This is a genomic window from Caballeronia sp. LZ008, assembly GCF_031451435.1.
In the GTDB taxonomy this organism is placed as follows: Bacteria; Pseudomonadota; Gammaproteobacteria; order Burkholderiales; family Burkholderiaceae; genus Caballeronia; species Caballeronia zhejiangensis.
On record NZ_JARUXK010000004.1, the window covers coordinates 531,520 to 551,069 of the forward strand.

The 19,550-nt window shown below is 62.9% G+C and carries 20 protein-coding genes; 13 read left to right on the top strand and 7 right to left on the bottom strand.

Features of this window, described 5'->3' with window-relative positions; all coding sequences use genetic code 11:
• Positions 1 to 184: 184 nt before the first annotated feature.
• From hydA to QCE49_RS27195, 4 genes are all read left to right on the top strand, one after another.
• On the top strand, positions 185 to 1,648 hold the full coding sequence (hydA, locus tag QCE49_RS27180; RefSeq protein WP_250460269.1) for a dihydropyrimidinase: 1,464 nt from the start codon (positions 185 to 187) through the stop codon (positions 1,646 to 1,648).
• A gap of 129 nt (positions 1,649 to 1,777) precedes the next feature.
• Positions 1,778 to 2,542, top strand: coding sequence for a CDP-diacylglycerol diphosphatase (locus QCE49_RS27185; protein ID WP_239295030.1), 765 nt, complete (start codon positions 1,778 to 1,780; stop codon positions 2,540 to 2,542).
• Positions 2,543 to 2,651: 109 nt separating this feature from the next.
• Entirely contained in the window at positions 2,652 to 2,927 is a 276-nt protein-coding gene (locus QCE49_RS27190) for a BrnT family toxin (protein WP_034471857.1), read from the top strand.
• A 193-nt stretch (positions 2,928 to 3,120) separates the two neighbouring features.
• Positions 3,121 to 3,372 (top strand): hypothetical protein, encoded by a 252-nt coding sequence (locus QCE49_RS27195; protein ID WP_250460267.1) that lies wholly within the window; start codon positions 3,121 to 3,123, stop codon positions 3,370 to 3,372.
• A 148-nt stretch (positions 3,373 to 3,520) separates the two neighbouring features.
• Here QCE49_RS27195 and QCE49_RS27200 read toward each other — a convergent pair whose 3' ends face one another.
• Together QCE49_RS27200 and QCE49_RS27205 are read right to left on the bottom strand one after the other, a co-directional pair.
• Positions 3,521 to 4,804 carry an aspartate carbamoyltransferase gene (locus QCE49_RS27200; protein ID WP_033537153.1) on the bottom strand — a complete coding sequence of 428 codons (1,284 nt, stop codon included), beginning with the start codon at positions 4,802 to 4,804 and terminating at the stop codon, positions 3,521 to 3,523.
• A 39-nt stretch (positions 4,805 to 4,843) separates the two neighbouring features.
• On the bottom strand, positions 4,844 to 5,263 hold the full coding sequence (locus QCE49_RS27205) for a secondary thiamine-phosphate synthase enzyme YjbQ (RefSeq protein WP_008353705.1): 420 nt from the start codon (positions 5,261 to 5,263) through the stop codon (positions 4,844 to 4,846).
• A gap of 124 nt (positions 5,264 to 5,387) precedes the next feature.
• Here QCE49_RS27205 and QCE49_RS27210 point away from each other — a divergent pair, with 124 nt between their 5' ends.
• From QCE49_RS27210 to QCE49_RS27220, 3 genes are all read left to right on the top strand, one after another.
• Entirely contained in the window at positions 5,388 to 5,870 is a 483-nt protein-coding gene (locus tag QCE49_RS27210) for a BON domain-containing protein (protein WP_250460265.1), read from the top strand.
• Positions 5,871 to 5,946: 76 nt separating this feature from the next.
• Positions 5,947 to 7,329 carry an NfeD family protein gene (locus tag QCE49_RS27215; RefSeq protein ID WP_409017517.1) on the top strand — a complete coding sequence of 461 codons (1,383 nt, stop codon included), beginning with the start codon at positions 5,947 to 5,949 and terminating at the stop codon, positions 7,327 to 7,329.
• 24 nt (positions 7,330 to 7,353) lie between these two features.
• Positions 7,354 to 8,127 (top strand): slipin family protein, encoded by a 774-nt coding sequence (locus tag QCE49_RS27220; RefSeq protein WP_175979171.1) that lies wholly within the window; start codon positions 7,354 to 7,356, stop codon positions 8,125 to 8,127.
• Here the strand turns inward: QCE49_RS27220 and QCE49_RS27225 are convergent.
• Positions 8,124 to 8,660, bottom strand: a complete 537-nt coding sequence (locus QCE49_RS27225) for a carboxymuconolactone decarboxylase family protein (RefSeq protein ID WP_008353697.1) — start codon at positions 8,658 to 8,660, stop codon at positions 8,124 to 8,126. The genes QCE49_RS27220 and QCE49_RS27225 overlap by 4 nt on opposite strands.
• Before the next feature lie 174 nt (positions 8,661 to 8,834).
• Here QCE49_RS27225 and QCE49_RS27230 point away from each other — a divergent pair, with 174 nt between their 5' ends.
• From QCE49_RS27230 to QCE49_RS27250, 5 genes are all read left to right on the top strand, one after another.
• On the top strand, positions 8,835 to 9,773 hold the full coding sequence (locus QCE49_RS27230; protein ID WP_175979560.1) for a LysR family transcriptional regulator: 939 nt from the start codon (positions 8,835 to 8,837) through the stop codon (positions 9,771 to 9,773).
• Between the two features lie 156 nt (positions 9,774 to 9,929).
• On the top strand, positions 9,930 to 11,021 hold the full coding sequence (locus QCE49_RS27235) for an HlyD family secretion protein (RefSeq protein WP_250460263.1): 1,092 nt from the start codon (positions 9,930 to 9,932) through the stop codon (positions 11,019 to 11,021).
• 11 nt (positions 11,022 to 11,032) lie between these two features.
• Positions 11,033 to 12,607, top strand: coding sequence for a DHA2 family efflux MFS transporter permease subunit (locus QCE49_RS27240; protein WP_175979173.1), 1,575 nt, complete (start codon positions 11,033 to 11,035; stop codon positions 12,605 to 12,607).
• A 27-nt stretch (positions 12,608 to 12,634) separates the two neighbouring features.
• Positions 12,635 to 14,098 carry an efflux transporter outer membrane subunit gene (locus QCE49_RS27245; protein WP_250460261.1) on the top strand — a complete coding sequence of 488 codons (1,464 nt, stop codon included), beginning with the start codon at positions 12,635 to 12,637 and terminating at the stop codon, positions 14,096 to 14,098.
• Entirely contained in the window at positions 14,095 to 14,544 is a 450-nt protein-coding gene (locus tag QCE49_RS27250; protein WP_008353692.1) for a PaaI family thioesterase, read from the top strand. Before QCE49_RS27245 ends, QCE49_RS27250 begins: the two co-directional genes overlap by 4 nt.
• Positions 14,545 to 14,598: 54 nt before the next feature.
• Here QCE49_RS27250 and QCE49_RS27255 read toward each other — a convergent pair whose 3' ends face one another.
• Positions 14,599 to 15,927: an aspartate aminotransferase family protein gene (locus tag QCE49_RS27255; RefSeq protein WP_175979175.1), complete on the bottom strand. Its 1,329-nt coding sequence runs from the start codon at positions 15,925 to 15,927 to the stop codon at positions 14,599 to 14,601.
• A gap of 148 nt (positions 15,928 to 16,075) precedes the next feature.
• Between QCE49_RS27255 and QCE49_RS27260 the strand changes: the two genes are divergently transcribed.
• On the top strand, positions 16,076 to 17,491 hold the full coding sequence (locus QCE49_RS27260) for a PLP-dependent aminotransferase family protein (protein ID WP_250460258.1): 1,416 nt from the start codon (positions 16,076 to 16,078) through the stop codon (positions 17,489 to 17,491).
• A 45-nt stretch (positions 17,492 to 17,536) separates the two neighbouring features.
• On the opposite strand, the gene QCE49_RS27265 is transcribed toward QCE49_RS27260, so the two are convergent.
• The 3 genes from QCE49_RS27265 to QCE49_RS27275 form a co-directional block, all read right to left on the bottom strand.
• Positions 17,537 to 17,797: a hypothetical protein gene (locus tag QCE49_RS27265; protein ID WP_008353687.1), complete on the bottom strand. Its 261-nt coding sequence runs from the start codon at positions 17,795 to 17,797 to the stop codon at positions 17,537 to 17,539.
• 190 nt (positions 17,798 to 17,987) lie between these two features.
• Positions 17,988 to 18,584 carry an H-NS histone family protein gene (locus tag QCE49_RS27270; protein ID WP_250460256.1) on the bottom strand — a complete coding sequence of 199 codons (597 nt, stop codon included), beginning with the start codon at positions 18,582 to 18,584 and terminating at the stop codon, positions 17,988 to 17,990.
• Between the two features lie 126 nt (positions 18,585 to 18,710).
• A complete protein-coding gene (locus QCE49_RS27275; protein ID WP_284502730.1) occupies positions 18,711 to 19,457 on the bottom strand; it encodes an ABC transporter substrate-binding protein in 747 nt (248 codons plus the stop codon).
• Between the last annotated feature and the right edge of the window lie 93 nt (positions 19,458 to 19,550).

The following is a 19,550-nucleotide window of genomic DNA, read 5'->3' on the forward strand; positions in this document are numbered from 1 at the left end:
GGGCGTATCGGAAGCTGCTTTCTTTGCTTACTTTCTTTGCAGCAGCAAAGAAAGTGAGTGCCGCCCCGCACAGGGGCAGTGCTAATAGACCGACACGAACAAAGGATTTCACGAGGGCGGAAGCGAACAAGCAACGCAACGCAACGCAACGCAACGCAACGACAACCCCCGGAGGGACACTTCAATGCCAACATTGATCCGCGGCGGCACCATCATCGACGCTGACCGCACCTACCGCGCCGATGTTCTCTGCGCAGACCCGCAAGCCGGTGGCACGATCCTGGCGATAGGCCTCGACATAGAGGCACCGTCCGATACGCACACCATAGACGCCGGCGGTCAGTACGTCATGCCGGGCGGCATCGATCCGCACACGCACATGGAACTGCCCTTCATGGGCACCACCGCGAGCGACGATTTCTATACCGGCACCGCAGCGGGATTGTCAGGCGGCACGACGAGTATCATCGACTTCGTGATTCCGAGCCCGAAGCAACCACTCATGGATGCGTTCAAAGAATGGCGCGGCTGGGCTGAGAAAGCATCGGCGGACTACGGCTTTCACGTCGCGGTGACGTGGTGGGACGAGTCGGTGCATCGCGACATGGGCCTGCTCGTTCACGAACACGGTGTGTCGAGCTTCAAGCACTTCATGGCCTACAAAAACGCAATCATGGCCGACGACGAAGTGCTCGTGAACAGCTTCACGCGCTCGCTTGAACTCGGCGCGCTGCCGACCGTGCACGCGGAAAACGGCGAGCTCGTCTTTCAGTTGCAGAAGCAACTACTTGCGAAAGGCTTCAGGGGACCGGAGGCGCATCCGTTGTCGCGTCCGCCCGAAGTGGAAGGCGAGGCGGCCAATCGCGCGATCCGCATCGCGCAAGTGCTCGGCGTGCCGCTCTATATCGTGCATGTGTCGGCGAAAGATGCAGTCGATGTCATCGCCAAGGCGCGCAACGAAGGACTGCGCGTGTTCGGTGAAGTGTTGCCGGGCCATCTGGTGATCGATGAATCGGTGTATCGCGATCCCGACTGGACGCGCGCCGCCGCGCACGTGATGAGCCCGCCGTTTCGCACGAGCGAGCACCGCGAAGCATTGTGGCGCGGGCTGCAATCGGGACAGCTTCATACGACGGCGACGGATCATTGCGTGTTCTGCGCATCGCAGAAGGCGATGGGCCGCGAGGACTTCACGAAGATCCCCAACGGTTGCGGCGGCGTGGAAGATCGCATGTCGGTGCTGTGGCATCACGGCGTCAACATGGGACGTCTCACGCCGAACGAATTCGTGCGCGTGACATCGACGAACGCGGCGCAAATCTTCAATCTCTATCCGCGAAAGGGGGCGGTGCAGATAGGCGCGGACGCAGATCTCGTCGTATGGGATCCGAACGCGACCCGCACGATCTCCGTAAAGGCGCATCATCAAAAGGTCGATTTCAACGTCTTCGAAGGCATGCAAGTGCAGGGCGTCGCGACGCACACGCTCACGCGCGGCGCGCTCGCGTGGACCGACGGCGATCTGCGCGCGGAACGCGGCGCGGGACAGTATCTGAAGCGTCCGCCGAACGCGTCGTACTTCGAGGCGGCGCGCGTCGCCAACAAGCTGAAGGAACCGCATCCCGTGAATCGCGCTGAATCGGCTTGATTTGCGCATCGGTCGACGAAGCTCCGCGTTGCATTCGACGCGGAGTTTTGTCACGTTTCGCGGCGTGGTCACGCGCCTGCAAGCATAATCCGGCAGGCTATCGATTTTTTGCGCCGCCCGATCATGCCGATGAAAATCACAAAGAAGCTACGCCGCCTCGCCGCGCCAGGTTTGCTCTGTCTGCCGCTCGCGTGCGCGGCAAATCCCAACGCGCTGTGGGAAATCGTCCACGACTACTGCGAGCCCGCCGCCGAGGGCGCGCAGGTCCGGCAGAAATGCGCGGACGTGAATCTGGCGGGCGGCTATGCGGTGCTGAAGGATATCGTCGGCGTCGCGCAATATCTGCTGATTCCGACCGCGCGCGTGAGCGGCATCGAAAGTCCCGAACTGCTCGAGCCCCACGCGCCGAATTACTTTCGCGACGCATGGAATGCGCGCGGCTATGTCTTTCGCGCGTTGCGCCGGACGCTGCCGCGCGACGAAATTTCGCTCGCGATCAACTCGGCAAGCGGGCGCACGCAGAATCAATTGCACATTCATATCGACTGTCTCGCGTCGGATGTCGCCCAGACGCTGCGCGAACTGGGACCGGGCATCGGCACGGCGTGGAAGCCGCTGCCGGTGAGATTGCGCGGCCATGTGTACAGCGCGATGCGTATCGATGATGCTGATCTCGCGCATACGGATCCCTTCAAGCTCGTCGCGCCCTATGCCGCAAGCCGCGGCCAGACCATGGGCGAACAGACGCTGCTGCTCGTCGGCGCCGTGCGTGGCGATGGCGTGCATGCGTTCTTTCTTCTCAACGATCACGTTCAGCCAGGCAACTGGGCGTCATCCGAAGAGCTGCAGGATCATACGTGCTCGTTGGCCAATCGGTCTATAGAAAAGCCGTGAGGTTTTCAGAAGAATGAAGTGACGCAAATCGTTCGGAGTTCGGATGAATCGCAATCCGCAAATCAGAACTTTCGCGCCTTGTCACTTCTACTTCTGGGAACCACAATGAATGCACTTCGACATCACGTTTGACCCGTTGAAGGACGCGATCAATCGGCTTCAGCATGGTGTGTCGCTGGAGCTTGCGAGGGAGATTGCGTGGGACGATGTCGCGCCGAAGGTTGATGGTCGTCGCGACTATGGAGAGGTACGCGAAGTCAATTTCGCGCCCATTCGAGGCTTCATGTTTTGCGTAGTGTTCACGCAGAGAAGCGAAACGCGGCGCATCATCAGTTTGCGCCGCGCCAACAGAAGAGAGATAAATCGGTATGCAACAAACGTATAAAGGATTCATCCTTCCTACGCCCGAGGAAGAGGCGGCGATTCAGCGCGGCATCGAACTCGATCCGGATACGTGGAATCTGTCCTACGAAGAGTTTGAGCGACTGGAATCATCCGCCGCTTATCATCGTCGGCAGTCGATGTCTGGCGAGCTTCCGGCCGCATGACCCTCACCCCGCGTCGCGCGTGTTCATCCGATGCGCAAACACACGCGGCGCAATCCCTTCGACACGCGCTTCCGGCAACACGCGCTTCAACGTTCGCAAGGTGAACGCAAGGTCTTCGCTAGCAGTATCGAATTCGAGCCGCAGTTCGCAGCCTTCACGCTGCGCCTGACTCACGTAGATGCCAAGCGGCGAATGAAACAACGCGCGTATGCGTTCCCGCGACGCTTCGCTATCCGCGAAATGCGCAAGCGCCAGAACCCGCACACGTTGACATGCACCTAACCCATCATCCTGCAATTTTCGACGGCTGACCGCCCACGCAAGCGACATATCCATGGCCGTTGCTCCATCACGTTTCCCTTGTGTAGAAGGATACGGCGGCTCGCGTCAACGTCGCGCAAAGACATGTGCGCCGCGTGTAAAAAACGTATCAATCGAAGCCATGAAAGACCGCATCGTCCGGACCGATGGAAGCAGGCGACTTCCATGCCGCATCGCGCATCGAGTGACGCACCTGATGCTCGACGCCGAGCAGCACCGCGAAAATCGCCATGCGAACCGCAATGCCGTTGTCGGTCTGACGGAAGATCGCGAGGCGCGAGTCGTGATTCAGGTCGGTGGCGAGATCGTTCGCACCGGGGCGGCTGTCGCGCGGCAGCGGATGCATGATGAGCGTGTCGCGTCCGCATACATCGTCGACGAGCGCCTGGTTGATCTGGAAATCCGGCGTATAGCCTTCGATGGACTCATCGGCGAAACGCTCTTTCTGAATGCGCGTCGCGTAGACCACGTCGGCGCCCGCGAGTCCCGCGCGCAAGTCGCTCGTCTGTTCGATCACATGATCGCCGCGCGCGATGCGCTCGATGATATGCGCCGGCATCTCCAGCGAACCCGGCGACACGAGCGTAAATTTCAGTCCTTTGTAAAGCGAGAGCAGCTTGGCGAGCGAATGCACGGTGCGGCCGTACTTGAGATCGCCGACCATCGCGATATGCGCGCCATCGACGATCTTTCCGAGACGCGAAAACTCGCGCTGGATCGTATACAGATCGAGCAGCGCCTGACTCGGATGCTCGCCGGGGCCGTCGCCGGCATTGATGACGGGAATGTTCGTCGCGCGCGCGAATTCCGCGACGGAGCCTTGCTCCGGATGCCGCACGACAATCGCGTCGGCGTATCCGCTGATGACGCGGCTCGTGTCGTAGATCGACTCGCCTTTCGCCATCGACGAAAAGGTGAAGCCGGTCGTGTCGCACACGGAGCCGCCGAGGCGCGCGAACGCCGCGCCGAAACTCACGCGCGTGCGCGTGCTGGCCTCGAAGAACAGGTTCGCAAGCACCGCGCCTTCGAGCACGCGCGTGATTTTTTTGCGCCGCGCGATGGGCTGCATCATGTCGGCCGTGCGGAACAGCGCTTCAGCCGAGTCGCGCGAAAACTGGTCGATGGAAAGCAATTGCGGCCGGCCTTCGAAGTCGATGGTCAAATGTGCGCTTTGCGTATATGGGCCACCTTCCGGCAAACCGCCGAGAATCTCGCCGACATAGCGCGCGGCGATCTCCGGCATCGCGCGCGACTCCGGCGATTCGTCCGGCAGCAACCATGTGTCCAGCGCACGCCGCGACACGCCGATGCGCGATGCGAACGCGTCGCGCGTCATGTTCAGACGCCGCATCGCATCGCGAAGAATCGTCTGCTGCTGAAGTTCCTGAGTCACCGTCACCGCTCCCGAAATATACGCGGTGCGTATATTAGGTCACTCGCCGATCAGATGCAAGACGAGTTCGCGCTGATGCTGCGCCGTCCGGTGCTCGAACACGTAGATGCCCTGCCAAGTGCCGAGCACCATCCGGCCGGCCTCGACGGGAATCGAAAGCTGCACCGTGGTCAGCGCGGTGCGCAGATGCGCGGGCATGTCGTCGGGGCCTTCGGTGTCGTGCACGTAGCGGCCGGGCGCTTCCGGCGCGACCGACTCGAAATAGCGTTCGAGATCCACGCGCACGTCGGGGTCGGCGTTCTCCTGAATCAGCAACGATGCCGACGTATGCCGGCAAAACAGCGTGAGCAAGCCAGTGCGGATGTCCTGAAGGTCGATCCAGTGATCGACGTCGCGGGTGACTTCGTGCAGGCCGCGCGAGCCTGTCGCGACCGTCAGATGGTGGAGTGCCTGTTTCATGTCGGTCTCGGTGCGAGGAATGGGCGGTGCGCCACATCGTGAGTTTACCGGCTTCCCGCGTGGCGTTCGATTCGACGCGATGAACTATGCTGTCTGGACGATGGCTCCACGAAAGGCGCGCACGATGACACGAAACGCGGCTTACGGAACGCTCGCGCTGGCGGCTGTGCTCGCCGCGGCCCCGTACGGGACACACGCCGAAGAAAGGCGCGAGAACCGCGGCAACGATCCGTTTCTGCACGTTTCGAGCGCCATCGCCGATTGCGCCGCTCCGCGCGGCCCGGTCGAAACGCATCAGGAATGGCTCGACGAAGCGCATTACCGCATCGAACGCGGCAATAGCTGCTGGATCGCGGGGCGCTGCCGGCTCGCCAACAGCTACGACTACGACAAGGAAATCGCCGAAAGCGTGACGCGGCGCCTGAATTCGCTCAACGCCTCGCTGCAGTGGCGCGAGAAAACGAGTTTGTGGCTCACGTTGCAGCGCCGCTTCATCTATCTCGACGGCTGCGTGTCGGGCGACTTCGACACGGCGCGCTTCGTGAAAGAGCTCGGCGAAACGGCCGATGTCGAAAAGGTCATCGACCGAACGACGCGCCGGCCGTGATCTCGCAATTGACCTAAGCTAAAAGAGAGACCAAACACGAGGAACCGCCGCGCATATGCGCGTCCGGCTTTCGCCGATGAAAACGAACTTCGCTGACTGGCTGTGCAGACGCGTGCGCCACGCGCTGCTGCTGATGGCGTTCGCCCTCGTGCCGATGAGCGCCGTAGCCGCCGTGGCGGCGCCCGTCGTCGTGATTCCGCTGAAGGGCGCGATCGGGCCGGCGAGCGCGGATTACGTCGTGCGCTCGCTCGCCCGCGCCGCAGACGAGCACGCGCAACTCGTCGTGCTCGAACTCGACACGCCCGGCGGCCTCGATCTCTCGATGCGCTCGATCATTCAGGCGATGCTCGCGTCGCCGGTGCCGGTGGCCGCGTTCATCGCGCCGAGCGGGGCGCGCGCTGCGAGCGCGGGCACGTACATCACGTACGCGAGCCATATCGCCGCGATGGCGCCCGGCACGAATCTGGGCGCGGCGTCGCCGGTGCAGCTTGGCATCGGCGGATCGGCGCGCGAGGGCAAGGCGGCGTCGAACGCAGACGCGCAATCGACCGAAACGCGCAAGCAGATGCAGGACGCCGCCGCCTACATCCGCGGCCTCGCGCAATTGCGCGGACGCAACGTGCAATGGGCCGAGCGCGCGGTGCGCGAGGCGGTCGCGTTATCGGCGACGGAAGCGCTGGAGCAGAAAGTCATCGACGTGACCGCCAACGACGTTCCCGACCTGCTCGCGAAACTCGACGGCCGTCATGTCAAAACCGCGAGCGGCGATCGCGTTCTCGCGACGAAACAGGCGCCGCTCGTCGTGCTGCAACCCGACTGGCGCAGCCGCTTTCTCGCGACGATCACCGACCCGAGCGTCGCGCTCATCCTGATGATGATCGGCATGTACGGCCTCTTCTTCGAGTTCGCGAATCCGGGCATGGTGCTGCCGGGCGTCGCGGGCGCGATCTGCCTGCTCGTCGGATTGTTCGCTTTGCAACTATTGCCGATCAGTTTCGTCGGACTCGGATTGATCGTGCTCGGCATGGGCTTTCTCGTCGCGGAAATGTTTCTGCCGACATTCGGCTCGCTCGGCATCGGCGGAATCATCGCGTTCGCGATCGGCGCGCTCATGCTGATCGATACCGACGTCCCCGGCTTCGGCATTCCGGTCGGGCTCGTTGCCGGGCTCGCGCTCTTCACGGCGCTCTTCGTGTTCACCGTGTCGGGCGTCGCGTTGAAAGCGCGCAAGCGGCCCGTCGTGAGCGGCGGCGAAGCGATGCTCGGCACCATCGGCGTGATGCTGGCGCACGAATCCGGCAGCGGCTGGGCGCGCGTGCAGGGCGAACGCTGGCGCGTGCAGGCGGACGCGCCGCGAGCGTTGCCGCAAGAAGGCGCGCGCGTGCGGGTGATGTCGCGCCACGGTCTCACGCTGACCGTCGAGCCGCTCGAAGGCGAACGCGAGGCGGGCCATTCCTGAACACATCGACAACGAGGCTTGAAAATGGGGCTTACCTTCGGTTTCAGCGGCATTGTCATTGCGTTCGTCATCTTCATCGTCGCGTCGGCGGTGCGTATTTTTCGCGAGTACGAGCGGGGCGTCGTGTTCATGCTCGGGCGCTTCTGGAAGGTGAAAGGGCCGGGGCTCGTGCTCATCATTCCGGTCGTGCAGCAGGTCGTGCGAATGGACTTGCGCACCGTCGTGTTCGACGTGCCGCCGCAGGACGTCATCACGCGCGACAACGTGTCGGTGAAGGTGAATGCGGTCGTGTACTTTCGCGTCGTCGATCCGGAGAAGGCGGTGATTCAGGTCGCGCGTTTTCTCGAAGCAACGAGCCAGCTCGCACAAACCACGTTGCGCGCGATTCTCGGCAAGCACGAGCTCGACGAGTTGCTGTCCGAGCGCGAGCGCCTCAATACCGACATCCAGCGCGTGCTCGATTCGCAGACGGACGCATGGGGCATCAAGGTATCGAACGTCGAGATCAAGGACGTCGACATCAACGAAACGATGATCCGCGCGATCGCCCGCCAGGCCGAAGCGGAGCGCGAGCGGCGCGCGAAGATCATCCATGCGGAAGGCGAGTTGCAGGCATCGGAGAAGCTGCTGCAAGCTGCGCAGATGCTCGCGCAGCAGCCGCAGGCGATGCAGTTGCGCTATCTGCAAACGCTCACGTCGATCGCCGGCGACAAGAACTCGACGATCGTCTTTCCGGTGCCGGTCGATCTCGTGAGTTCCGTCATCGACCGGCTGACCAAAGGCTCGACGCAAACTTAGACGAGAGCAGGGAAGTCGATCACCGTGTCGTTCACGCGGTTCACGAGGTTCGTGAAATTGATGACGCTCATCGCAAACAGCGTGTCGATGACTTGCGCTTCCGAATAGCCCGCTTCGCGCACTTCGGTAAGACGCGCCGCGTCGATCGTGCCGGTCGTGCCCGCGACATGCCGCACGAAGCGCACGAGCGCATCGCGCTTTGCATTGCCGGTCGCTTCGCCCGCGCGAATTTGCTGCGTTTCCTTCTGCGACAGCCCGACCATCTTGCCGACGAGCGTATGCGCGGCGGCACAGTAATCACAGCCCGCGAGTTCGCTGACGGCGAGCTTGATCGCTTCGACATCGGCCTTGTCGAGGCTGCTCTTCGCGAGAATCGCATCGCCGTTGAGCGCTGCGCCGAGCGCGGCCGGGCTATGCGTGCCGATGGTCGCGTAAGCGTTCGGCACCTTGCCCGCGGCCTTCTTGATCGCGGCGAAAAGATCGGCGGTGACGCCCGTTGCTTCGTTGACGTTGATTTGGGAAAGACGTGACATGGTGTGCTCCTTCGTTCGGTGGTTGGCCATGTGGATGGCATGGGTTGAACTTTAGGCGCGTGCGTCTTTCGCGTGAATGCTCGCGCGGCTCGTAAAACCGCGCGATCGTCTCATCGTGCGAATGCGTCGGCTTCGTGCCATGATCGGGCTTCCGCACGCATCGCGAACGCGCACATGGACTATCTGACGAGCCTGAAGGTGTTTTGCACGGTGGTCGAAGCGAAGAGCTTCGCGCGTGCGGCCGACATACTCGGCTTGTCGCCGCCCGTCGTATCGCGTGCCATCGCCGGCCTCGAAGACCGCCTCGGCAGCCGGCTCTTCAATCGCACGACGCGGCAGATCTCGCTGACGGAAACCGCCGAGCGCTTCTTCGCCGACTGCTCGCGTCTGCTCGACGAATTGCAGGCGATGGAAGAGCGCGCGTCGAACCGCGCGAGCGAAGCGACCGGCCTGTTGCGGCTCGTCTCGCACACGACCGTGATGATGAGCCGCTACGCGCCGCTCGTCGCGAGCTTCAGGCGCGCGCATCCGCATGTGCGCCTCGACGTGACGCTGACGGAGCGACCCATCGATCTCGTCGGCGAAGGCTACGATCTCGCCATCGTGCTGCCTTTCATGCTATCGACCGATACCGCCGTCACGCGCCTGCTGGAAACCATTCCGCTCGTGCTCGTCGCGAGCCCCGCGTATCTCGCGCAACGTCCCGCGCCGCGCCATCCGTCCGAACTCGCCGATCATGTGTTCGTGCCGATGTCGCCGTCGATCCGCAAGCCGGCGCTCACGTTCCGCATCGGCGGCGAGGAACTGCGCGTGCCGCTCAGTCACGACATCACGTCGAACAGTGCGGTGTTCAATCGCGAGATGGCCTTGCAGGGCTTCGGCATCGGCGTGTTGCCGACGGCGCTCGTGGCCGACGAGGTCGCGTCGGGGCGGCTCATCACGCTGCTCGACGCCTACGAGCGCGTCGATTCCGCGATCGAAATCCGGATCGCGTACAGCACGCGCGCGCTGTTGCCGGCCAAGGTGCGCGCGTTCGTCGAGCATGCCGTGCGCTTCTGCGCCGACGAGAGCCTGCGTCCCGACGCGCCGGCAAACCGTCTTCGCGCCTTGTAGCACAAGGCTCGGCGCGATTCTTTCCGTCTGCGTCATTCATTCATGCGCGCCGTGACGGTTGACTTGGTGCATATGCACAACTAGTCTTCCGGGCTATGACGGGCAATGGATTCAGGCCTTCCTTCAAACTTAATTGTGCATATGCACTTATCGCAAATGACGACTCCTACGACGAATATTCCTTCGGTAGCGGCGCCGGCGCTCGCGCGGCCCACGCGCAAGATTCCCTGGATGCTGCTCGCGCTTGGCCTGGTCGGGCTCGTGCTGATCGCGGCGGCGACGTACTGGGCGCTCGTGCTGCGCTTCATTCAGACGACCGACGATGCCTACGTCGGCGGCGATGTCACCGTGCTTGCGCCGAAGGTGAACGGTTTCGTCACCGACGTGCTCGTGCAGGACAATCAGCCCGTTAAGGCGGGGCAAGTGCTGATCCGCCTCGACGCCCGCGACTACGATGCGCGCCTCGCTCAAGCCGACGCCGAATTGTCGGGCGCGCGCGCGGCGGTGGTCGAGTTGCAGGCGAAGGACGCGCTGCAGGCGGCCGTCATCAACCAGCAGCAGGCGGAAGTGCGCGCGTCGTCGGCGGAACTCACGCGCACCGGGCAGGACCGTTCGCGCTATCGCGAACTCGTGAAGGACGATGCGGTGTCGAACCAGATCGTCGAGCGCGCGGACGCGGACTACACGAAGGCGCAGGCGGCGGTGGATCGCAGCGGCGCGTCGCTCGTCGCGGCCAAGCGTCAGTTGAGCGTGATCGAAGCGCAGATCGCCGATGCGCAGGCGCGCGTCGCGACAGCGGAAGCGGCACGTCGTGTCGCGGAGCTGAACGTCGAATACACGACGATCCGCTCGCCGGTCGATGGCTATGTCGGCAATCGCACGGCGCGCGTGGGCGTGCTCGCGAACGTGGGCACATCGCTGCTGACCATCGTTCCGTCGACGGGCCTTTGGGTCGATGCGAACTTCAAGGAAGATCAGTTGAAGAAGATGCGCGCGGGCGACGAAGCCGACGTCGAACTCGACGCATCGAGCGTGCCGCTCACCGGTCACGTCGAAAGTCTCGCGCCCGCGACCGGCGCGACCTTCAGCGTGCTGCCCGCCGAGAACGCGACGGGCAACTTCACGAAGATCGTGCAGCGGGTGCCGGTTCGCATCCGCCTCGATGTGCCGAAGGGCATGGAAACGGTGCTGCGTCCGGGCTTGTCGGCGACGGTGAAGGTGCATCTCGCGAAGCAGTCGAACGGCTGAGGAGCGCGGCGATGACACACACCATTCCTTCCGATCCCGCGAGCCAGCCGATACGGCAACGCGTGTTCGCCTTCGCGCTGATGTGCCTCGGCTTCTTCATGGCGACGCTCGATATTCAGATCGTCGCGTCGTCGCTCAAGGATATCGGCGGCGGATTGTCGGCGAGCCAGGACGAGCTGTCGTGGGTGCAGACGTCGTATCTGATCGCCGAAATTCTGGTCATTCCGATGTCGGGCTGGCTCTCGAAAGTGTTCTCCACGCGCTGGCTGTTCGTCGCATCGGCAATCGGCTTCACGCTCACGAGCATGTTGTGCGGCATGGCGTGGGACATCAATTCGATGATCCTCTTTCGCGGACTGCAAGGCGCGCTCGGCGCCGCGATGATCCCGACCGTCTTCACGACCGCCTTCGTGCTGTTCCCCGGCAAGCAGCGATTGATTGCATCTACAACTATCGGCGCGCTGGCGTCGCTCGCGCCCGCAGTCGGACCGGTGATCGGCGGATGGATCACCGATCAATGGTCGTGGCACTGGCTCTTCTATCTGAACGTGGTGCCGGGTCTCGTCGTCGCGTTGCTCGTGCCGAAGTACGTGCACGTCGACGAGCCCAATGTTTCGCTGCTGAAGAAGGGCGATTACATCGGCATCGTGCTGATGTCGGGCTTTCTCGGCTGTCTGGAATACGTGCTCGAAGAAGGGCCGCGCAAGAACTGGTTCGGCGACGACGTCATCATCGTCTGTGCGTGGATTTCGGGGATCTGCGGCTTCCTGTTCCTCGTGCATGCGTTCACGGCGAAGGATCCGATCGTCGATCTGCGTGCGCTCGCGGTGCGCAACTTCGCGATCGGCAGTCTGCTTTCGTTCGTGACGGGCATCGGCATCTTCGTGTCGGTGTTTCTGACGCCCGTGTTCCTTGCGCGCGTGCGTGGCTTCGATTCGCTCCATACGGGTCTCGCGCTGCTTTCCGTCGGCTGTTTTCAACTGCTTTCCATCGGCGTGTACGGGTTCGCGTCGCGCTTCATCGACATGCGCGTGCTGCTCGCATTCGGTCTGATCTGCTTCGGCGCGGGCTGTTACTTCTATACGCCGCTGACGCACGACTGGGGCTGGCAACAGTTCCTGCTGCCGCAGGCGCTGCGCGGCATCGGCCAGCAATTCGCGGTACCGCCCATCGTGACGATGGCGCTCGGTTCGCTTCCGCCATCGCGGCTCAAATCGGCGAGCGGGCTGTTCAATCTGATGCGCAATCTCGGCGGCGCAATCGGCATCGCGGTGAGCGCGACGATGCTCAACGATCGCCTCAATCTGCATTACCTGCATCTGAACGAGAGCGTGACGATTGGCCGGCCGGTCGTCGACGACATGATCGCGCGCAGTTCGGCGCATCTCGCTTCCGTCGCCGGCGATGCGTTGAACGCGTCGCAAGCGGGGCTGGCATCGCTGCACGCGCTCGTGATGCGCGAGGCGCTCGTGCTGACCTTCGCCGATTGCTTCTACGTGCTCGCGCTGTGTTTCCTCTTCGGCCTGATGACGGTGATGTTCGCCAAGCCGATCACGAGCGCGCCGCCTTCGTCCGACGCGCATTGAACCGGGCCTTATCTGGATGCTTCGATCATGAAGAAACTTCTCGTCGCAATACTTTCCGGCGTGACCGCGCTGACGCTCGCCGCGTGCGCGGTGCAGCCCGCCACGCACGCCGATCTTCCCGCGACGGTCAACGCGACCGCGCCCACGGACTGGAGCGTCGATGTGCCGAGACAGGCCGTCGATCCCGCTGCATGGTGGAATCAGTTCAACGATCCGGTGATGCATGAACTCGTCGCGTCGGTGCTGAACGATAACCTCGATGTTCAAGCCGCCGTCGAGCGCGTGAAGCAGGCGCAAGCGCTCACGACGCAACGCCGCGCGGCCTTGCTCCCGCAACTGGATGCGAGCGCGGGCGGCGCGTACACGCGGCAGAACACGCCGCCGCCGCTCGGCTATGTGAAGCAGGCGGGCTTCGGCCTCGCGCTGAGCTGGACGCCGGACGTGTTCGGCGGCGAGCGGCTGGAACTGCTGGCATCGCAGGCGCAGCTTGTCGGCCGCGAACACGCCGCGGATCAGATCAGGCTCGCGCTCGCCGCGGATACGGCCGCTGCGTATGTCGACCTTCGCTGGGCGCAGGCGGAATCGAAGATCCTGCAAGACAATCTGCAGATTCGCGAACGCGCGTTGAAACTCACGCAACGACGCCTGCAATACGGTCTGTCGACTCAACTCGATGTCGCGCGTGCGCAGAATCAGTTGAGCGACCTGCAATCGCGCATCCCGCGCACGCAATCGACGATCCAGCATCAGCTGAGTCTGATCGCGGTGTATTCGGGCCGCACGCCGGAATCCATCGACAGGCTGATGCTCGCGGATGCGGGCGACGCGCCCGTGATTCCCGTTCCCGCCAGCGGCGCGCCGCAGATGTTGCCGTCCGATGCCCTGTTGCGCCGCCCCGATGTGCTCGTCGCGTATGCGACCGTTCAGCAGCGCGCGGCGGAAGTGGGCGTCGCGCGTGCCGAGCGTTATCCGAAGTTCTCGCTGCGCTTGTCGGATGGCTTGCTCGCCTCGTCGTATCTCGGCTTGCCGACGCTGACCGATAACCTCTTTTCCGCCGCGCTCAACGCGACGAGCCCGATCTTCAACGCCGGACGCATCACGGCGCAGGTCGAGCAGAACGAGAGCCGGATGCGCGAGTCGGAACTGCATCTGCGTCAGACGATGCTCGAAGCGCTGAAGGATGTCGAGGATACGCGCAGCGATCTCGTCAGCACGACCGAATCGACCGCGCGTCTCACCGAAGCGCTCTCGGCATCCGGTCAATCGCTCACGCTGTCGACGCAGTTGTACAAGGGCGGCGCGGCCAGCTTTCTCGATGTGCTCGACGCGCAACAATCGTATCTGCGCGATGCCGATGCGCTGAATCAATCGAAGCGCGAACACGCGCTTGCCGCGGTGGCGCTTTATCGCTCGCTCGGCGGCGGTTGGAGCGCGACCGGCGACGACGATGCGATCAAGACCGCCAGCGATAAAACGGAGACGCCGAAATGAGTTTGATCGAAGAAACCGCCGCCGGCCTCGACGGTCTCGCGCAATTGCGCAGATTGATCGCAAGCGGGCGCAAGCCGGGCATTCTGGTATCGCTGGATTTCGATTTCATCGAAGTGGAAGCGGGCAGGGCAGTGTTCGCGGGCGTCCCCGGCGATCACGCGTATAACCCGATCGGCACCGTGCACGGCGGCTATGCGGCGACGCTGCTCGATTCCGCGTGCGGCTGCTCGGTGCATTCATGCCTGACCGCGACGCAGGCGTACACGACGCTCGAACTGAAGGTCGCGTATCACAAGGCGCTCACGCGCGACTCGGGCGTGTTGCGCGCGGAAGGACGCGTGCTGTCGATCGGACGGCGCGCCGCGTTCGCCGAAGCGACGCTCAAGGACGCGAGCGGCAGATTGTTCGCATCGGCGACATCTACGTTGCTTGTCATGGAGCGATAAAAAGCCCGGCTTTCCATCGCAGGAAGCCGGGCCGCGAGCAACCGCAAAAGCCGCTTATTTCACGCTTTCCAGCGCCTTTCGCACCGTCGCGAAGATCTGATCGATCTGATCGTCTTCGATGATGAGCGGCGGCGAGAACGCGAGGATATCGCCGGTGTAGCGCACGAGCACGCCCGCCTCGAAGCACTTGACGAACACTTCATACGCGCGCGCGCCGGGTGCGCCTTCGCGCGGATCGAGCTCGATGCCCGCGACGAGGCCAAGATTGCGAATGTCCTTCACGAACGGCGCATCGCGCAGCCCGTGTGCGGCGCTTTCGAACTTCGCGGCCTTCGATGCCGCGCGCTCGAACAGCTTGTCGCGCTGATACAGATCGAGCGTCGCGATGGCCGCTGCGGTCGCGACCGGGTGCGCCGAATAGGTGTAGCCATGGAACAGTTCGATGGCGTTGGCCGCGCCCGCGTTGACGACCGTGTCGTGCACGTTGCGATGCGCGGCGACGGCGCCCATCGGAATGGTCGCGTTGTTGATGGCCTTGGCCATCGTGATGAGGTCGGGCGTTACGCCGAAGTATTCACTGGCCGTCGCTTTACCCAAACGTCCGAAGCCGGTGATGACTTCGTCGAAGATCAGAAGAATGCCGTACTTCGTGCAGATATCGCGCAGCTTTTGCAGATAGCCTTGCGGCGGCACGAGCACGCCGGTCGACCCGGCGAGCGGCTCGACGATCACGGCGGCGATCGTCGACGGATCGTGCAGCGCGACGATGCGCTCGAGGTCATCGGCGAGATGATCGCCCCACGCGGGCTGGCCTTTCGTGAATGCGTTGTGCGCGAGATCGTGCGTATGCGGCAGATGATCGACCGACGGCAGCAGCGCGCCCGAGAACGTCTTGCGATTCGGCGCGATGCCGCCGACCGAAATGCCGCCGAAGCCGACGCCGTGATAGCCGCGCTCACGGCCGATCAGACGCGTGCGCTGGCCTTCGCCGCGCGCGCGGTGATACGCCAGCGCGATCTTGAGCGCCGTATCGACCGACTCGGAGCCCGAGTTCGTGAAGAAGATGCGGTCGAGGCCTTCGGGCATCAGGCTCGCGACTTTGGTCGCCGCTTCGAATGCGAGCGGATGGCCCATCTGGAAGGTCGGCGCGAAATCGAGCGTCGAAAGTGCCTTTTGCACCGCATCGACGATCTCGTCGCGGCAATGGCCTGCGTTCACGCACCACAGTCCGGCCGTGCCGTCGAGCACTTCGCGGCCATCGGTCGAGCGGTAGTACATGCCCTTGGCGCTGTCGAGCATGCGCGGCGCGGCCTTGAACTGGCGATTGGCGGTGAACGGCATCCAGAACGACGAGAGGTCTTCGATCACGGGGCGAGCGGTCATCACAGGGTCTCCTGAAGAAGTACGGTCACTGTATTCCCCGGCAAAATTGCAAGGCATAGACAGTCGCTTCACTGCGCTGCCAACTGTGCTGGCAGAATGCTGCAAACTGTATTGGCCGGCGGACTTTCTCCGCGTTATTCTCGACGCCATGATCGAACTCAAGCTGGAGCGCGGCGCGCGGCAGGCGCCGACGCTCGTCGAACAAATCGTGCGCGCGTTCTCCTCGGCGATCGAGGAGCAGACGTTGCGCGAGGGCGCGCTTCTGCCATCGGTGCGGCGTCTTGCCGAAGCCGAAAGTCTCAGCACATTCACGGTGACGGAAGCGTATGGCAGGCTCGTGTCGATGGGCCTCGTCACGGCGCGGCGCGGATCGGGTTATCGCGTGGCAATACGCGGGCGCAGCGAGCGCGTGCGCGCCGTCGAATGGCAGCCGCCGAGCCTCACCGCGACGTGGCTTTTGTCGGACGTATTCGCCGATCATTCCGTGCCGATCAAATCGGGCTGCGGCTGGCTGCCTAACGAATGGGTCAACGAGAGCGGTCTGCAGCACGCGTTGCGCGCGGTGAGCCGCGTACCGGCGGGGCGCATCGCGGATTACGGGCATCCGTACGGCTTCGCGCCGCTGCGCGAGCGGATCGCGGAGCAGATGGACCGCCACGGCTTGCCGATCGACGCCGCATCCAACGTGCTGCTGACCGCGGGCGCGACGCAGGCGCTCGATCTCATCGTGCGCACGCTGCTGCGTCCGGGCGATGCGGTCGTCGTCGAAGATCCGGGCTACTGCAATCTGCTGCAGATTCTGCGGCTCGCGGGTTTGCAGGTGCATGGCGTGCCACGCACGGCGGCCGGTGTCGATACCGACGTGTTCGAGCGCATCGTCGTCGAGCATCGACCGAAAGCGGTCTTTCTCAACACGACCTTGCAGAATCCGACGGGCGCGACCTTCGGCATGGCGTCGGCGTTTCGGCTGATGCAGATTGCGGAGCGGCACGGCCTGTGGGTCGTCGAGGACGATGTGAACCGCGAGCTCGCCGCGCCCGGCGCGCCCTTGCTCGCCGCCATGGAAGGGCTCAGCCGCGTGCTCTACGTCGGCGGTTTCGCGAAGACGATCACGCCCGCGTTGCGCTGCGGTTATGTCATCGCCGAGCGCGACGTATTGCGCGAACTGGCGCGCACGAAGATGGCGGTCGGGCTGACGTCATCGGAGGCGACGGAGCGCATCGTTGAGAAAGTGCTGACGGAAGGGCGCTACGCGCGGCATGTCGAATTCGTCGTGGAAAAGCTCAAGGATGCGCATGCGCTCGTCGAAGAACGCATGGATGCGCTGGGCGTCGAGTTGTTCCGGCGTCCGCGCGCGGGGCTTTTCCTGTGGGGCGCGTTGCCGATCCATCCGGCGGATGGAAGCGACGTCGCGACACGCGCATTGCAGCACGGCATATGGCTCGCGCCCGGCTCTTATTTCCGTCCGGACGATGCTCAAAGCGCATGTTTTCGATTCAACGTCCCTTATTCCGTGGACGATGCGCTTTGGACATTTCTGGAAAGAACGATAAAAGGCTTTTAAAACGGACACGACAAACTCGCATCATCGTGTCCGTTAATCGGATATTTATTGCGCCACTTGCGAAGAAGCGGAAGCCGAAACTTGCCCGCGTTGAATCTGCGCGGTGCGTTCCGTATTGCCGAAATCGCCGCGTCCTTGTGCGGCTTCTTCCGCAGCGAAGGTCTGCGCGCTGACGCCATGCTGCGAAGCCGGCGCACCGACATCGGGACGATAATGCGGCGCCGGTCCATAACCGCTTGCAAATGCCGAGCCGGCGAAAAGAGAACTCAATGCAATAGCAAAGCCCACTACGAGTCGCTTGTTCACGAGGACGCTCCAACGAAGATATGAGGAGATGCGGTTGTCTGAAGCGACAACTGCAATCGGAGAAGCGAATCGTTGCTACGAAACGCCCCCGACATGTGAACGCAGTGTAGAAGGACTGAGCCTTTTTTTAATCGCACGAAAAGCCAATTGAGTTTTCGTCGATCTCAAACAATGGGATGACGTCAGGGTTTCATACGGAAGCATCGCCCGTTGTCGTGGATGGCGATGTTTCGGCACCGCCTTGTTCCGGCAATGCGGCTTTTGCCGCGCGTTTGCGGGGCGCGCTGCGCTTCACCGCCGGTTTCACTGCCGGTTTCGCCGCGACGGATTTCCTTGCTGCCGGCGCCGCTGCTTTCTTCTTCGCAGCAGTTTTTTTCGCCGCCGCTTTCCTCGCTACAGCCTTCGGTTTGACCGCGTTCTCCGCACTTTCCGCATCGATCAGAAACTTGCTGCGATCCTTCACGTTCGCGATCCACGCGGGCGGGCGCGCCCAGCCGCTCCACGTTTCACCCGTCTTCGGATTGCGATACTTCGCGGGCAGCTTGCCATTTTTCGCGAGTTTGGTCATCGCTTCGTGACGGCCGGCGGGCGCGGGGTACGCGACCTGCGGCTTGCCCGCGCGTTTGGCCTTCTTGCCGTGACGGTCGATATCCGCGGTCGTGAGGCCGTGCCTTTCCATCAGCGCGCGAATATCGTCGAGTACGGCTTGCGCGCGTTTCGCGATCAGCTTCTCGGTCTGCGCCTGGAGCTTCTTCAACTTCGCCTGCATCTGCTTGAGCGTCGCCATCGTTGTCTCCTTGTTGTCGGTTATGTATGTGAGTCTAGGCGAGAGCGAAGCAAGCGGGATAACCTCGCCGCCCGCGAACGAAGTTATCCGCATTGGATGGATCGTTCGCGGGCAACGTATTCCAAATCACTCGCCGTAGATATCGAAGTCGAAGTACTTCTGTTCGATGCGCTTATACGTGCCATCCTTGATCATCGCGGCGATGGCGCCGTCGAGCTTATCCTTCAGGTCCGTATCTTCCTTGCGCAGGCCGATTGCCGTGCCCGGACCGAAGATCGCACTGTCTTCCAGCGCGCCGCCCGCGAAACCGTAGGGCTTGCCGCGCGGCGTCTCGAGAAAGCCGCGTTCGGCTTGCACCGCGTTTTGCAGCGACGCATCGAGCCGTCCGGCGAGCAGATCCTGATAAACCTGATCCTGATCCGCATAGGACACGACCTTCACGCCTTTCGCGCCCCAATGCACCTTCGCATACGTTTCCTGCATCGAGCCTTGCTCGACGCCGACAGCTTTTCCCGCGAGCGATTCCGCCGTCGGCTGGATGTTCGAATCGCGTTTGGCGACGAGGCGCGTGGGCACGTGAAAGAGCTTGCTGGAGAACGCGATCTGCTTGACGCGCGCGGGCGTCATCGACATCGTGGAGAGCACGCCGTCGAACTTGCGCGATTTGAGGCCGGGAATCATGCCGTCGAATGCATTTTCGACCCATACGCATTTCGCGTTGAGACGCCGGCACAGTTCATTGCCGACATCGATATCGAAGCCGACCAGCGTGCCGTCGGGCGCTTTCGATTCGAAAGGCGGATAACTCGCATCGACGCCGAAGCGGATAGTCGACCACTCTTTTGCATGCGCTCCGATCGATACGGCAAGCATCGAACCCAACAACACCGTTACCAGCCTCTTCACGATAGTCCCTTCTTTCTATGAGTATTCGAATGGTGGCGAATTTAACCGCCGTTGAAGATT